The organism is Streptomyces griseochromogenes (genome assembly GCF_001542625.1).
GTDB lineage: Bacteria > Actinomycetota > Actinomycetes > Streptomycetales > Streptomycetaceae > Streptomyces > Streptomyces griseochromogenes.
Genome location: NZ_CP016279.1, coordinates 956239 through 971414, shown reverse-complemented (window position 1 = coordinate 971414; position 15176 = coordinate 956239). Strand labels below are relative to the sequence as shown.

Annotated in this window: 9 protein-coding genes; 2 read left to right on the top strand and 7 right to left on the bottom strand. The window is 73.6% G+C overall.

Features of this window, described 5'->3' with window-relative positions; genetic code table 11:
* Nucleotides 1-26 precede the first annotated feature (26 nt).
* On the bottom strand, nt 27-929 hold the full coding sequence (locus tag AVL59_RS04645) for an MBL fold metallo-hydrolase (RefSeq protein WP_067299904.1): 903 nt from the start codon (nt 927-929) through the stop codon (nt 27-29).
* Between the two features lie 71 nt (nt 930-1000).
* Between AVL59_RS04645 and AVL59_RS04640 the strand changes: the two genes are divergently transcribed.
* Nucleotides 1001-1936, top strand: coding sequence for an AraC family transcriptional regulator (locus tag AVL59_RS04640; RefSeq protein ID WP_067299903.1), 936 nt, complete (start codon nt 1001-1003; stop codon nt 1934-1936).
* On the opposite strand, the gene AVL59_RS04635 is transcribed toward AVL59_RS04640, so the two are convergent.
* The 5 genes from AVL59_RS04635 to AVL59_RS04615 all read right to left on the bottom strand — a co-directional run bounded on the left by AVL59_RS04635 (nt 1923) and on the right by AVL59_RS04615 (nt 12030).
* On the bottom strand, nt 1923-3542 hold the full coding sequence (locus AVL59_RS04635; RefSeq protein ID WP_079146521.1) for a serine/threonine-protein kinase: 1620 nt from the start codon (nt 3540-3542) through the stop codon (nt 1923-1925). The genes AVL59_RS04640 and AVL59_RS04635 overlap by 14 nt on opposite strands.
* Before the next feature lie 52 nt (nt 3543-3594).
* A complete protein-coding gene (locus AVL59_RS04630) occupies nt 3595-5283 on the bottom strand; it encodes a serine/threonine-protein kinase (protein WP_067299902.1) in 1689 nt (562 codons plus the stop codon).
* Between the two features lie 122 nt (nt 5284-5405).
* A complete protein-coding gene (locus AVL59_RS04625) occupies nt 5406-7139 on the bottom strand; it encodes a serine/threonine-protein kinase (protein WP_067299901.1) in 1734 nt (577 codons plus the stop codon).
* A gap of 162 nt (nt 7140-7301) precedes the next feature.
* Nucleotides 7302-9797, bottom strand: coding sequence for a protein kinase (locus tag AVL59_RS04620; protein ID WP_067299900.1), 2496 nt, complete (start codon nt 9795-9797; stop codon nt 7302-7304).
* A gap of 163 nt (nt 9798-9960) precedes the next feature.
* Nucleotides 9961-12030, bottom strand: a complete 2070-nt coding sequence (locus AVL59_RS04615) for a serine/threonine-protein kinase (protein WP_079146520.1) — start codon at nt 12028-12030, stop codon at nt 9961-9963.
* A 171-nt stretch (nt 12031-12201) separates the two neighbouring features.
* Between AVL59_RS04615 and AVL59_RS04610 the strand changes: the two genes are divergently transcribed.
* Nucleotides 12202-13245 carry a serine hydrolase domain-containing protein gene (locus AVL59_RS04610; protein ID WP_067299898.1) on the top strand — a complete coding sequence of 348 codons (1044 nt, stop codon included), beginning with the start codon at nt 12202-12204 and terminating at the stop codon, nt 13243-13245.
* A gap of 220 nt (nt 13246-13465) precedes the next feature.
* On the opposite strand, the gene AVL59_RS04605 is transcribed toward AVL59_RS04610, so the two are convergent.
* Entirely contained in the window at nt 13466-15172 is a 1707-nt protein-coding gene (locus AVL59_RS04605) for a glycerol-3-phosphate dehydrogenase/oxidase (RefSeq protein ID WP_079146519.1), read from the bottom strand.
* Between the last annotated feature and the right edge of the window lie 4 nt (nt 15173-15176).

Below are 15176 nucleotides of genomic sequence, written 5' to 3'. Positions count from 1 at the left end.
CACCATGCCCTTGTCGAAGCGGGCGGTCAGCCGGCCCACCGGTGCAGGGTGAACTCCCCGCTCTCCTTGCGCACTTCCACGGCGCCACCGCCGCCGAAGTGGGCCGGGACGACCAAGGCCCGTTCGTCGACGGCGCGTTCGAGCACCCGGACGCGGGTCCGTGCCGCCTGCCGCGGGTCCAGGCAGAAGCAGCTGCTGCACTCGGGGCGCAGGATCTGCACCGGGCTGTGCAGCATGTCCCCGACGAACACGGCCCGCTCCGCGCGCGATTCGAGACGCAGCACGGAGGACCCCGGGGTGTGGCCGGGGGCGGACTCCAGGACGAGATTCTCGTCGACGCGGTACTCGCCGTCCCACACCACGGCCTGCCCGGCCCGGTGCACGGGCGCGACGCTGTCCTCGTAGACCAGCCGGTCGTCGGGACGTACACCGCCCCCGTAGCCGCCCTCCGGGCCGAAGTGGTGGTCGTCGGCGGCCGGCAGCAGGTACCGCGCGCGGGGGAAGGCCGGCACCCACTCGCCGTCGGCGTCCAGGGTGTTCCAGCCGACGTGGTCGCCGTGCAGATGGGTGTTGACCACGACATCGACGTCCTCGGGACGCACCCCCGCCCGTTCCAGCCGGCCCAGGAAGTCCCCCTGCCGGCGGTGGAAGAGCGGATTGCCGGGCCGCTCACGGCCGTTGCCGACCCCGGTGTCGACCAGCACCGTCCGGCCGCCGCCGCGCAGCACCCAGGTCTGCAGCGTCACCACGGCACGGTCCGAGCCGGGCTCCCGGTGGTCGGGGACGAGCTGCGCCTCATGGGTGCTCCACACCTCGGGGCCGCAGTCCGGGACCAGGTCGCCGGCGGGCACGTACGGCCCCTGCCACTCGACGATGCGGAGCACCTCGACGTCGCCGATCACAAAGCTCTGTACTTCTTCATCAGCCATACCGAGAACCGTAGGAGCCGGAAATGAGCATCCCAATGCTTGTTCGGCTCGGTCGAATACGCTGATGTCTCATGGATGTGGTGAGCGATGCGATCTCCGCGATCCGGGTGGGCAGCCCCTCCTCGCGGCGGCTCCGGGTGAGCGGCGGCTGGTGCGTGCGGCTCGCGCCGTACGAGGGAGCCGGCTTCCATGTCGTCCTGAGCGGCTCCTGCCTGCTCCTGCCGGACGGGGGCGGCGATCCGGTGCCGCTGGGCGCGGGGGACGTGGTGCTGCTGCCGCACGGGGCGGGGCACGTGCTGGCGGACGCGGCGGCGGGCGCGGGCGAGGTGCGGCGGGCGGTGCCGTTCGAGGACGTGCGGGACACGGACGTACACCGTCCCGGGCCGGGCCCCGAGGTCGAGCTGCTGTGCGGCAAGTACCGTCTCGACCGCAGCCGTACGCATCCGCTGATGGCGGAGCTGCCGCAGGTGGTGCATCTGCCCCACCGAGTCGGCGACCTTCCCGAACTGCGCGCGGCCGTCGACCTGCTGGCCCGCGAGCTGGACGAACGCCGCCCGGGCTCCTGTCTCGCCCTGCCGAGCCTGCTGGACCTGTTGCTGGTCTACATGGTCCGCGCCTGGATGGCCCGGGCCCGGACGGGCGCGTGGCCCGCGGTGCTGACCGACCCGGTGACGACGGCCGCGCTGCGGGCCCTGCACTCCGATCCGGCGGCCCCCTGGACGGCCGACCGCCTGGCCGCCGAGGCGGGCGTCTCCCGCGCCACCCTGGCCCGCCGTTTCACCTCCCTGGTCGGCCGCCCGCCGATGGCGTACCTCACCTGGTGGCGGCTGACCCTGGCGGCGACCCGCCTGCGCGATTCGGACGTGCCCCTGGCGACAGTGGCCCGGGAGAGCGGCTACGGCAGCCCGTACGCCCTCTCGCACGCGTTCAGCAGGGAGTTCGGTACCACCCCTGGGCGGTACCGGGAGCGGGCCCGGGTCGTCCGCCCGGCGGTCACGGCCTCTTGACGTCCAGGTTCGCGATCGCCGCCTTCGCCACCTCCCGGCCGCGGGCGGTGAAGTCGCCCTTGCCCGGATAGCTGACGGTGAGCTTGTACAGGTCGCCGGTCCTGGTGCGGTAGTAGAAGATCTGGAGTTCGCGCGGGCGCGGGTTCTCGCTGTCGTCCGTGGTGTAGACGACGGTGTTCCGGGCAGCCTGCCTGCCGTGGTACTCGGCGTCGTCGTCCGGGTGCGTCTTCGCGCCCTTGGGCATGTCGAGGGTGGTGTACTCGCCCTCGTTCTTGAACTTCTCGTCGTCGGCGTGCATCTGGGCCGGCGCGTTGCTCTGGATCTCGTGCAGGGAGTCCTGCGACTTCCTGGCCAGGTGCAGGCCGATCCAGATGCCGCCGCTCCAGTCCGCGTAGGTCACCCAGTTCTTGTCGGAGTCGTTCTTGCCGGGCCGTGTCGCCTGGTAGCTCGCCGGGACGCCGAGCGACGCGCCGAGTCCGGGGTTCGCCCGGGTCGTCCAGCCGTCGGGGAGCGGGCCGGCGAACGGGTCCGCGAGAACCAGGTATCCGGCCGTCGCGGCCGCCACCACGACCGCGCCCGCGCCCAGCCAGGCCTTGCGGCCCGGGCGGCGCGCGGAACGTACGGCGGGCGCGGTGACCTGCACGGGCTGGGTGGGTTCCGGGGCCGGCGGGTTCGCGGCCGCTTCCAGCAGGGCGCGGACCCGCGCCGCCGTCGGGCGGCGGGCGGGGTCCTTCTGGAGCAGACCGTCGACGGCCTCCGCCAGCGGGCCGCGGGCGGTGGCGGGCGCGGCCGGGGCGGCGTTGAGGACGGACTGGAGGGTGGCCGGGGTGTTGCTGCGGCGGAACGGGGAGACGCCCTCGGTGGCGGTGTAGAGGACCACGCCCAGCGACCACAGGTCGCTCGCCGGTCCGGGCCGCTGCCCCAGCACCCGCTCCGGGGCGATGTACTCGGGCGATCCGACGAAGCCGCCGGTGTCGGTCAGGTTCGTCTCGCCCTCGATCTGCGCGATGCCGAAGTCCGTGAGGACGACCCGGTCGTACCGGCCCAGCAGTATGTTGTCCGGCTTCACGTCCCGGTGCAGGACGCCCGCCGCGTGCGCCGCCTCCAGCGCGCCGAGCACCTGCAGACCGATCCGGGCCGCCTCGCGCGCGTCCAGCGTGCCCTCCTGGAGCGCGCCGCCCAGCGAGCGTCCGCGCACCAGCTCCATCACGATCCACGGCCTGCCGTCGACGACCGCGACGTCGTACACGTCGACCACCGCGGGGTGGTCGAGCCGGGCCGCGGCGCGCGCCTCGCGGCGCATCCGCTCGAAGGCGTTGGCGCGTTCGCGCTCGGGAAGGTGGTCCGGTACCCGGGGCTCCTTGACGGCGACCTCGCGGTCCACCATCTCGTCCTTGGCCCGCCACACCGTGCCCATCCCGCCGTGGCCGAGCTTGGCGAGCAGCCGGTACCGCCCGGCGATCAGCCGTCCGGCCCCCGGATCCTGCGCCGTCCGCGCGGGCACCGCGGGAGGCCGCGGGTCCGGCGCCGGGCCGGAGCGGGGCGGTCGCAGAACAAAACTCGTCGTGTCGTCGGCCGGGTGACCGACTCCCCCGTCACTGCTCATGGTTCATCCATATCGCGCCATGAGCGTCCGATCCACCGGGAAGGCGAAGCGGTCACGAAGCCGTGACCGAGAAGGTGTCGACGGCCACGTCGAAGTACTCCCGGGCCTCCCGCACCTTCCCGACCGGCGCGGACACCCACACGTCGTACATCCGCCCGCCCTCCTCCCAGCACAGGTCGTAGGTGTGGCGCGGCCCCTCCGCGGCGCTGAAGCCGTCCCAGGTGAACTCCCAGAGCGCGGCGGGATGTCCGGCGTGCGTGGTCTCGGTGACGCGGCCGTCGTGATAACCGGGGTTGGTGCCCGCCCCGTCGGCCGCCGCGCGGCTCATCACCGCGGCGGGGCCGCCCGGTTCGGGCTTCGCGACCTTGACGCCGAGGCGGAAGGTCTGTCCCTCGGACAGGTAGAAGACGCGCTCGCCCTGCCGGTCACGGGTGAAGTCCTGCGGTACGGCGAGGGAGAAGCCGGCCGGGTCCCGGGCGGTCCGGTAGCCGGAGGGCGCGGTACGGGTGCGGGAGGCCGCCGGCGCGCCGCTCGGTGTGGCGGCCGGTGCTCCGCTCGCGGTGACCGTCGGGGACGGAGAGGCGCTGGTGGCGGTCGGGGACGCGGAGGTGCTGGTCGGCGTGGAGCCCGGTGTGCCGCCCCCGTGCCCGCCCTGGTTCAGCAGCAGCGCGGCCGCCGACACGCCCGCCCCGGCCACCGCGGCGACGAGCAGCGCGGCGACCAGCACGCCCCGCGCGGACTGGCGTGGGACCGGCGGCTGTTCGGGCGCGGACGCGGGCGGGCCGAGGGACCGGCGCGGCACGTCGTGCTCGGTCGGCGTGTAGGAGGCGGCCACCGCGGTGCGGCCCGCGAAGTCGCCGGTCCCGGGGGTGCGGCCGGGGCCCGGTGTGCCCGGCGCGTCCGGAGTACGGCCCGTCTCCAGGAAGGTCCGCAGCATCCGCTCGGCCTCCGCCGCGCCCAGCCGCCGGTCGGGGTCGCGCTCCAGCAGGCCCCGTACGACGGGCAGCAGCGGCTCGGCCTGCACGGGTGGCCGGATATCGGCGGCGACGACGGCGTGCAGGATGCCGCCGAGCGAGTCGCGCCGGAACGGCGACTCGCCGCTGAGCGCCGCGCACAGCAGCGCGCCGACCGACCACAGGTCGGACTCCGGTCCGGTGCGCACGCCCGACATCCGCTCCGGGGCGGTGTACTCGGGCGAACCCACGAACGAGCCGGTCTCGGTGAGCGTGGTGGCACCCGAGACCTGCGCGATACCGAAGTCGGTGAGCACGACCCGGTCGGTCCCGGACTCGATCAGTACGTTCGCCGGTTTGATGTCCCGGTGCAGCACCCCGGCCGCGTGCGCGGTGCGCAGCGCGCTCAGCAGGTCGATGCCGATCCGGGCGGCCTCCACCGCGTCGACGGGGCCACCTGCGGCGATACGGTCGGCGAGCGAACCGCCGTCGATCAACTCCATGACGATGTACGGCCGTTCGTCCTGCTCGACCACGTCGTGCACGACGATGATGTGCGGGTGCCGCAACTGCGCGACCGCCCGCGCCTCGCGGAAGGTGCGGTCACGGCGGCGACGGACGTCGTCGTCCGGGAGGGAGTCGTCCGGGGCCAGCTCCTTGACCGCCACCAGGCGGCCCAGCAGTTGGTCGCTCGCCCGCCACACGACGCCCATTCCGCCGCGCCCGATCCGCGCCTGAAGGCGGTAACGGCCCGCGATCACACGGAGGTCGTGCCCCTCGGATCCCATGGGCCCCATCATGCCGCACCGGGGCACGCCCTCCCGGGCGGTGATCGGCCAAGCCTCAGGCCGTCAGGCCGCGTTCGCCCGGTTCGGTCCGCTCGGCCGGTACGTCCGGTCCACCCGGTCCGTCAGCTGCTGGGCTGCCAGCTCTGAAGAACCCACTTGAACTGCTTGCTCGTCTTGGCCCAGCCGGCTTCGGGCGTCGACATGTAGATCGCGTACTCGACGCCCTCGCGCGAGTAGTACGTCTCCTCGATGGCGTGGCGCGGGCCGGGCACGTGGGGCGGGTCCTTCTGCAGCGCGGTCCAGGTGTACTCCCACAGCGAGCCCTTGCGGTCGCGGTAGGTGTTCGCCTCCAGGGTCACGGTCCGGTAGTCCACCAGCCGCTGGAGCTGCTGTTCCAGGTCCTTCTGGTGCTGGTAGGCGTCGGCGAAGTCCGGGTTGGTGTCGATGGCGATGCGCACGAAGTGCAGGCCGCCGTCGGGCGAGTAGTCGACCTGCTTGAGGCCGCCGTCTATCTGGTACACCTTGCGCTTCCAGCCCTTGGGCAGGGACAGGCTGAAGCCCAGCGGGTCGTTGTGGCGCTCCCAGTTGTCGGGGACCGCGCCCTCGGAGGCCGGGGTGCTCGCGGCCGACGTCGCCGGCGCCGGGGTCGCCGCCCGGCCCGTGCCGCCGTCCTGGTGGACCGATCCCCACTGCTGGTAGGCCACCGCCGCTCCTCCGCCGAGCACGGCGGCGACGGCGACGACGAGCGCGAGCGTACGCAGACGGCGCCGGGGGCGGGAGCGGGCCGGTGCCGTGCGCGGCCCGATCTCGGTGGCCCCCGCCTCGGTCGGCGCCACCGTGGTCGGCCCCGTCACGGAACGGCCGGCGGCCCCGCCGGCCGGACCCGGGCCACCCGGCCCGGAGCCGTAGCCCGGGGTGCCCGCGCCGGAGGCGTACGACGCGGAGGTGTACGCCCCCGAGGTGCCCGCGCCCGACGTGTACGACCCGTTGGTGCCCATGCCCGAGCCCCGGGTGTGGACGAACGCCTGTGCCGAGCTCGGCCGACGGCCCTCCGCCGCCTCGGCGAGCATCTGCTCCGCCTCCTCCGCGCTCGGCCGCTGGGCCGGCTCCTTGGACAGCAGGGCGGCGATGACGGGCCCGAGCGGACCGGCGTGGCGGGTCTCCTCCGCCTCCTCCTCGACGACCGCCTGCATGGTGCTCAGCGGCGAGGTGCGGCGGAACGGCGAACGGCCCTCGACCGCCGTGTACAGGGTGGCGCCCAGCGCCCACAGGTCCGAGGACGGGCCGGGGTCGTGGCCGCGTACCCGCTCGGGCGCGAGGTAGTCGACCGAGCCGACGACCTCTCCGGTGCGGGTGATGGTGGTGTCGCCCTCGATCTGGGCGATGCCGAAGTCGGTGAGCAGGACCCGGCCGTCCCGGCCGAGCAGGACGTTGCCGGGCTTGACGTCCCGGTGCAGCACGCCGGCGGAGTGCGCGGCGCGCAGCGCCCGCAGCACCCACAGGCCGATCCGCGCGGCCTCCCGCTGCTCGACACGGCCGCGCTCCTTGACCGCGTCGGCCAGCGAATAGCCCTCGACCAGCTCCATGACGATCCACGGACGGCCGTCGTGCTCCAGCACGTCGTGGACCGTGACGACGGCGGAGTGGTTGATACGCGCGGCGGCGCGCGCCTCTGCCCGGGTGCGGGCGAGCAGTACCGCCTGGTCGCTCTCGGAGACGTAGAGCGCGGCGGTCAACTCCTTGACGGCCACCGTCCGGTGCAGCACCTCGTCGTGGGCGCGCCACACCCGGCCCATGCCGCCGCTTCCGATCGAATCGGCAAGCCGGTAGCGGCCCGCTATGAGCAGGCCCTGCATCTGATTCACGTTGCCCCGCAATGCTCTTGACAGGGTCAGACTAAGGACCGGCCTGCCCGCAGGGAACAAGCGGGGTCCCAAGGAAACCGCACTGTGACGGTTTTCGCTTCTGCGCGCGAACGGGAACCGAATCGCGCGCCGCCCAACCGCTATACAGGGCGCTCAACCTGTGTAGCGGTACGTCGCGGTCGCCTCCTCGTACAGTCGTGTCACCTCGTCGCGCTCGGCCTCCGGACCGCGGACCTGGACGATGTGGTAGCGGCCGTTCAGCAGGATCGCCATGTTGCGCACATACAGGTCGCGTCCCTGCCCGTCGGTCCAGGTGAACTGCCCCTCCGCCATGGTTCGCCCGCCCACCTCTATGGTTTTCAGGCCGGTGGCCGTGGCCCAACTGGTGTCCCGGTACGCCTGCAGCTCGCGCTCCTTGTCCCGCTGGTAGACCATCGGGTCGCTGCCGGCCGACGAGGCACTGTCCCTGCCCGGTACGACGAACAGTTCGAAGCCGCCGTGCGAGTAGACCACCTGGCCGCTGCCGTTCTTGGGGGTGCGGTCCCAGCCCTTGGCGACGGCGATCCGGAAGCCTTCCGGGTCGGTACGCAGGGTGAACCCGTCGGGGACGGAGGGGTCACCGCCGGTCTGTGTGTCGGTGGCGGGCGCGGACGCCGAGGGACCGCCGTCCGCGGACTGCCCGGAGGACGGCTGCTGGGTGCGCGAGGGGGCGGGGCTCGCCTGCCCGGCGCTGCCGGTACGGTCGCTGCCCGCCGCGCCGCTCTCCCCCTGCTTGGGCATGAACAGCATCGCGTACGCGACCGCGCCGGCCAGCAGGAGGAGGATCAGCAGGAGCAGCGTCCGGCCGAGCCGGCGCGGGGAACGGGCCTCCTCCCGGGCCCGCTTGTGCCGGCCGTGCGGATGGGCCGCGGGCAGTCCGGCGCGCCGGCGCCGCACCAGCTCGCCGCGGCGCCGGACGATCGGCAGCCGGTTCGGGTCGGCGGGCGGGACGGGCACGACATGGGTGCCGGCGTCCGGCTCGGGCGCGGAACGCACCAGCGAGCGCAGCCAACCGCTCAGCTCCTCGAAGTCCAGCCGGTCGGTCGGGTCCTGCCGCAGCAGCGACTCCACGACCGGGCGCAGCGGTCCGCACTCCTCGGCGAAGGCGGGCGGCTCCGCGCACACCAGCTGCACCAGCTCGGCCGTGGACTCCTCGGGGTAGGGCGCGTGTCCCTGGACGGCCCGGAACAGCAGGGCGCCGAGGGCCCACAGGTCGGTGGCGGGCCCGATCGGCGCCGCCAGCTGCCAGTTCTCGTGCACGGGCCCGGCCTGCTCCGGCGCCCAGCGCTCCGTCACCGGCCCCACCACGGTCATCCGCACCTGCCGCGCCCGCTCGGCGGCCAGCGCGGTACCCGGCCCCCGGCGTACGGCACCGCCGGCAGCCGGTCCGTCCCAGCGGGAGGCCGGTCCGGCCTGGGCGGGGAGCGGCGCGGGAGCCGTGTCCGCGGAGCCGTGCGGCGCCTGGCCCGGGGCGAGGGCGGCACCGTCGGCACCGGGCCGAGGCGCGCCGCGCACGCCATACGGGTCCGCGATCCGGCCGGGCGGGGTGGTGGTCCGTCCGGTGGAGTACGGCGGCCGCGCCGGGCCGCCCGCGCGGGTGATGTCGGCCTCGCCCTCGGCGGGCGGGCGGGCCGCGGGCAGGGCGACGCGGCCGTTCTGCCCGGCTTCCTGCACCCGGGCGGCGGCCCGGGCTCCCGCCCGGTACGCGGCGATGGCCCCGGCCCGCGCGGCACGGATGTCCTCCCCGCTCTCCAGCGCCCGCCGCTCCGGCGGTCCGGAGGCGGTGGCCCCGCCGGAAGCCCCGTTCGCGCCCGGCACCGGCAGTCCGCCGGCCGCCCGGGCCTGGATCGCGGCGCGCCGCGCGGCCTCGGGATCCGCGTCGGGCGGGGGAACGGGTCCCGTGGCGGCGTCCGGCCCGCTCGCCGCACCGGCCGTCCCTCCGGCGCCGGGGGCACCATGCCCGTCGGAGCCGTCGAGTCCCGGACCGTCGGGATCCGGCACCGGGTCGTACCCGCACAGGGCTTCCTCCGCGGCGCCGACCGCGAGGCCGGTCAGCATCACCCGGCCGTCGTCGCAGACGAGGACGGTACGGGCGGTGATGTTGCGGTGCACCCAGCCGTGGGCGTGCAGCACGCGCAGCGCCATGAGGACGTCGGCGGCGACCTCGGCCGCCCGGTACGGCGACAGCGGCTGCTCGGCGAGGAGCGCGGACAGCGGGCGCGCCGCCACGCACTCGCTGACGATCCACAGCGAGCCGCCCTCGGCGAACACGTCGAAGACCTGGTCCAGGCGTGGGTGGTCGGGGATGCGGGCCGCCGCCTGCGCGGCCTCGACGGCGCGCCGCACCGCCGGGTCCGAGGGCCTGCGGGTGGCGGTGCGGGCCGCCGGGCCGCGGTGGCCGTCGCGCTCACGGGCGGTGAATCCCTCGGGCAGCCCCTCCGCGTCGAGCACCTCGGCCTCGACGACCTCCGGCAACGGCACCTGACGGACCAGTACTTCCTGCCCGCTGTAGGTGTCGAAGGCCCGGGTCTCGGTCAGTTCGTACTCGTCGGAGGGCGGCAGCGGCAGGCGGTAGCGGTCGGCGAGCACCCGGCCCGCGTAGTCGTCCACATTGCCTCCCCCGGCCGCCTGCCGTTCACATCCGTTCCCTTACGGCCCGTTCCGTATCCATATCCGGCTGCGTACGGTCCGCAGCCATTCACGATACGTGCCGGAGGCAACCCGCATTGAGGGGATGACGGATTCTCGCGGCGCCAAACAGGGCTCGTTCACATCACGACTTGGGCTCGAAGGACATCGTCAGCGTCTTCCATGTGTCCTTGCGGAGCCCACTGTCCCACTTGTCCGCCTTCGCGGTGTACATCAGCCCGTAACCGAGGTGGCCGTTCACCACGAACCCCCGGTCGATGGTGCGGTACTCGGTGCCGTCGTCGTCGACGTAGGTGAACTCCCAGTCGGCCGTGTTCCAGTGGCGGTAGTCCACCTGCTCTATGCGGATCTTCCGGTACTGGGAACGCACCATGTAGCGCTCCTGGTTCTTCCAGTCCGCCACCGGGTCGTCCTTGGGCGTGCTGGTCCAGCCGACGAGCAGCTTCTGTCCGTCGGGCCCGGTGTAGCGGTCTCCGGCATCGCCGGTCGACTGGTACTTCCACCCCTTGGGCAGCCCGATCGAGTACCCCTGCGGGCTCTTGCGGGTCGACTCCACCGGCGCGCTCCCGCCGTTCTTCGAACCGGAGTCGTCGGACCCGCTCACACTCGCCCCGCTGTCCGCCGTGGAGCCGGTCGCGGCGGGCGGCGAGGTGTCGCCGTCCGTGCGTGCGCCGCCGGTGCTCCCCTTGCTCCCCGTGCCCTTGTCCCGCTTGGTGGAGGCGCTCGAACTCGCTGCGGGCTTGGCACCGTTGTCGTGCTTGCCGCCCTTGTCGTCCCCGTTGAGCGCGATGGCCAGCACGGTGCCGATCACCGCGAGGGCGACCACCACCGCGATGATCACCAGCGTCCGCCTGGGCACCACGTCGGTGAGCGGGGCCCTCGGGACCGGCCGCGGCGGCAGGTCCAGGTCCGGCGGCGGCACCACAGGCCAGCCGGAACTCGACTTGTTCGCGCTGGAGTTCGGCACGCCCGCGGCACCCTGGGCCGGACCGCCCGGCCTTCCCTGCGCGGCGGCGCCCCCGGCCCCGGAGGACGCCGAGCCCGATCCGGCCGCCCGGCCCGAGGCTCCGTCGGCGGAAGCACCGCCGGCGGTCCTGGCGGAAGTACCGGAGGAGGTCCCGGAAGAGGTCCCGGTGGAGGCGCCCGCCGTGCCGCTCCCGCTCTTCGCGCGCGCGGCGGCCGCCGCGCCGGCCGCCCCGGCCGCCTTGCGGACCGACCGCAGCGCGCCGCGCAGCTTCTCCCCGGCCTCCTCGCCCCGCTTGTCCTCGGGCCCGTCGGGCTGCGCCGGCAGCGGAACGACCCGTGTGGCGTCCATCGCCTCCGGCTCGGGCGCGTGGATCACCGCGTTGAGCTTGACCCGGGCGCCGGCGTCGTCGAGCCGCTGCGCCGGGTCCTTGGTGAGCAGGCCGTAGATGACGTCCTTGAGCGGACCAGCGTTCTTGGGTTCCTCCAGGGGCTCGGTCATCACCGCGGTCAGCGTGGCGATCGCCGAACCCTTGTCGTACGGCGGCACACCCTCGACCGCCGCGTACAGCAGACCGCCCAGCGACCACAGGTCGGCCGCGGGACCCGGCTTGTGCCCGCGGGCACGCTCCGGGGAGATGTAGGAGGGGGCGCCGACGAGCATGCCGGTGGAGGTGATGGACGGATCGCCCTCGACCTGTGCGATGCCGAAGTCGGTGAGCACGACCCGGCCGTCCTCGGCGATGAGCACGTTGGACGGCTTCACGTCGCGGTGCAGGATGCCCTCGCGGTGCGCGGAGCGCAGCACGTCGAGGACGGCGAGCCCCACCTCGGCCGCCCGCCGGGGCTCCAGCAGACCGTCCTCGCGGATGGCCTCGGCGAGGGACTTGCCCTCGACCAACTCCATGACGATCCAGGGCCGGTCGTCCTCCTCGACCACGTCGAAGACCGTCACCGCGCTGTTGTTGCGGATCCGGGCGATCGCCTTGGCCTCACGCAGGGTGCGCGTGATCAGGCGCCGCTTCTCCTCCTCGTCGATGTTCGACGGGAACCGCAGTTCCTTGACGGCGACCGTCCGGCCGAGGGTCTCGTCCTCGGCACGCCACACCGTGCCCATGCCGCCTCGGCCCAGGACGTCTCCCAGCCGGTACCGCCCGGCGAGGAGACGACGCTCGCCCTTGTCCTGACGAGTCTCCTGACGAGATGTCCCCGCCCGCTCCGCCTCCGACATGCGTCCCCTCATGCAACCCGCCCTGACAGAGCCTCCATTGTCTCTCACCCGACAAGTGCCCGGCGCCCAGGGTGCCCCTGACGGCGCCCGGGGCTCCGCGCACCCGGGGACCGGCTGAAGCGAGAGTTCCGCATGCCGGGATGATGGGCCCCGACGAAGGAAGGGGACCGGATGCCGACGCTTCGGACAGTCCTGTCCATACCGGTGCTCCTGGCCCTCCTGTTCACACCCACCGCCCCCGGCGCCGGTTCCACCACCCCGGCCCCGGACACGGTCCTCCCGCTGCTGGTCACCGAGGGCAGGGCGCCCGCCGCGGCCCTCCTGGCCCGGGACCGGGACGGCTCCCACTACCGGTCCGCCGGTCACGGCATCTCGCGGGCCGACCACTTCCGCGCCGGCAGCATCACCAAGACCTTCGTCGCGACGGTCGTGCTGCAACTGAAGGCGGAACGCCGGCTGTCCCTCTCCGACACCGTGGAGCAGCACCTGCCGGGACTGCTGCGCGGACGCGGCACCGACGGACGGCACATCACCCTGCGCGCCCTGCTCACCCATACCGGCGGACTCGCCGACTTCACCCGGGTCACCCACGGAACCGTGCCCCTGACCCCGCTTCAGGCCGTACGCATCGCTCTCGCCCTCCCTCCGGCCCACCCGGGCAGCTACTCCTACTCCAACACCGACTACGTCCTGCTCGGCATGGTGGTCCGGCAGGTCACCGGCCACTCGTACGCCACCGAGGTCCGGCGCCGGATCATCGGTCCGCTCTCGCTGACGGGCACCTCCTTCCCCGGCTCCCGCAGATCACTGCCCCTGCCGCACGGCCGGGACTACGCCCCCGACGGCTCCGACGTCACCCGGCTCGACCCGCGCGTGGCCGGCGCGGCGGGTGAGCTGGTGACCACGCTGGCCGACCTGGACCGCTTCTACGCGGCGCTGCTCGGCGGCCGTCTGCTGCCCTCGCGCCGGCTGCGCGAGATGCTCAACACCCGTGCCGCGCATGGCTCGTACGGCATGGGGATCTTTCCGGCAAAGCTCCCGTGCGGTGTCACGGTGTGGGGACACAACGGCCGGATACCCGGAAGCTATGTACGAAGCGCCGCCGCGATCGGGGGCCGACGGGTTCTCACGTTCCGCGTGAACACGACGGGGATCACGGACACCGGCCTCGAAACCCGTCTGCTCGCCGCCGAGTTCTGCCCTCACACCTGGTAGAACGGCTGGGATTCGAGCAAAGATCCCGACCTGCGCCACTCGTTCGGGTGATGTCGCCCCGTTTCGCGCCGATGGCCACGGACAGTTCGGCACGGCCGGACACCGCCGCCGAGGCCGAGCGCGCCGCGGCTGAGAAGGAATCCTCCAGAGCGGGAGGAATCTTCCACAGTGGAAGGAATCCTCCAGAGCGGGAGGAACGCTCCGCGGCGCCGGGAACCCGCTACAGCGGCACGATGTCCGGCGCCCCCAGGCGTGCCGCGTCCGCCGTCTGGTCGTCCGGCTGGAGCTGCGACTCGCGCTCGGCCTCGACCCGCTTCTCGTAGTGCTCCACCTCGCGCTCGACCTGGCCCTTGTCCCAGCTGAGGACGGGCGCCATCAGCTCGGCCGCCTCGCGGGCACTGCGGGTGCCCCGGTCGAAGGTCTCGATGGAGATCCGGGTGCGGCGGGTGAGCACGTCGTCCAGGTGCCGGGCGCCCTCGTGCGAGGCCGCGTACACCACCTCGGCTCGCAGATAGTCGTCGGCGGCCTGCAGCGGCTCGCCCAGGGCCGGGTCGGCGGTGACGAGGTCCAGGATCTCCTCGGCCATCGAGCCGTAGCGATTGAGCAGGTGTTCCACGCGGACCACGTGCAGTCCGGTGCGTGCGGCGATCCGCGCCCGGGCGTTCCACATCGCCCGGTAGCCTTCGGCGCCGAGCAGCGGGATGTCCTCGGTGACGCAGTCGGCGACGCGCATGTCGAGGCCGTGCACCGCCTCGTCCACGGCGTCCTTCGCCATCACCCGGTACGTCGTGTACTTGCCGCCCGCCACGACCACGAGGCCCGGCGCCGGATGCGCCACGGTGTGCTCGCGGGACAGCTTGCTGGTCGCGTCGGACTCGCCGGCCAGCAGCGGGCGCAGACCCGCGTACACCCCCTGCACGTCGTCGCGGCCGAGCGGGACGGCGAGCACCGAGTTGACGTGCTCCAGCAGGTAGTCGATGTCGGCGCTGGAGGCGGCCGGGTGGGCCTTGTCGAGGTCCCAGTCGGTGTCGGTGGTGCCGACGATCCAGTGCCGGCCCCAGGGGATGACGAACAGGACGGACTTCTCGGTGCGCAGGATCAGACCGGTGGTGGAGTGGATGCGGTCCTTGGGCACGACCAGATGGATGCCCTTGGAGGCGCGGACGTGGAACTGGCCGCGCTCCCCCACCATGGCCTGCGTGTCGTCGGTCCACACGCCGGTGGCGTTGACGATCTGCTTCGCGCGGATCTCGTACTCACCGCCGCCCTCCACGTCCTGCACCCGGGCGCCCACGACCCGCTCGCCCTCGCGCAAGAACCCGGTCACGCGCGCGCGGTTGGCCGCCTTGGCGCCGTACGACGCCGCCGTGCGCACCAGGGTCGCCACGTACCGCGCGTCGTCCATCTGGGCGTCGTAGTACTGCAGGGCGCCGACCAGGGCGTCCTTCTTCAGGCAGGGGGCGACGCGCAGGGCGTGACGGCGGGTCAGGTGACGGTGCAGGGGCAGACCGCGGCCGTGGCCGCGGGCCATGGACATCGCGTCGTACAGGGCCACGCCCGAGCCCGCGTACAGCCGCTCCCAACCCTTGTGCTGCAGCGGGTAGAGGAAGGGCACCGGTTTGACCAGGTGCGGGGCGAGCCGCTCCAGGAGCAGACCGCGCTCCTTCAGGGCCTCCCGGACCAGGGCGAAGTCGAGCATCTCCAGATAGCGCAGGCCGCCGTGGACGAGCTTGCTGGATCTGCTGGAGGTACCGGACGCCCAGTCGCGGGCCTCGACCAGTCCGGTGGACAGGCCGCGGGTGACGGCGTCCAGCGCGGTGCCGGCGCCGACCACTCCGCCTCCGATCACCAGCACGTCCAGCTCGCGCTCCGCCATCGCCGCAAGTGCCTCGGCGCGCTGCGCCGGGCCCAGAGTCGCTGTCCTCACCGCT

Coding starts and splice junctions, on each gene's coding strand:
- AVL59_RS04645 (WP_067299904.1), bottom strand. CDS start 929: ATGGCTGATGAAGAAGTACAGAGCTTTGTGATCGGCGACGTCGAGGTG.
- AVL59_RS04640 (WP_067299903.1), top strand. CDS start 1,001: ATGGATGTGGTGAGCGATGCGATCTCCGCGATCCGGGTGGGCAGCCCC.
- AVL59_RS04635 (WP_079146521.1), bottom strand. CDS start 3,542: ATGAGCAGTGACGGGGGAGTCGGTCACCCGGCCGACGACACGACGAGT.
- AVL59_RS04630 (WP_067299902.1), bottom strand. CDS start 5,283: ATGGGATCCGAGGGGCACGACCTCCGTGTGATCGCGGGCCGTTACCGC.
- AVL59_RS04625 (WP_067299901.1), bottom strand. CDS start 7,139: ATGCAGGGCCTGCTCATAGCGGGCCGCTACCGGCTTGCCGATTCGATC.
- AVL59_RS04615 (WP_079146520.1), bottom strand. CDS start 12,030: ATGTCGGAGGCGGAGCGGGCGGGGACATCTCGTCAGGAGACTCGTCAG.
- AVL59_RS04610 (WP_067299898.1), top strand. CDS start 12,202: ATGCCGACGCTTCGGACAGTCCTGTCCATACCGGTGCTCCTGGCCCTC.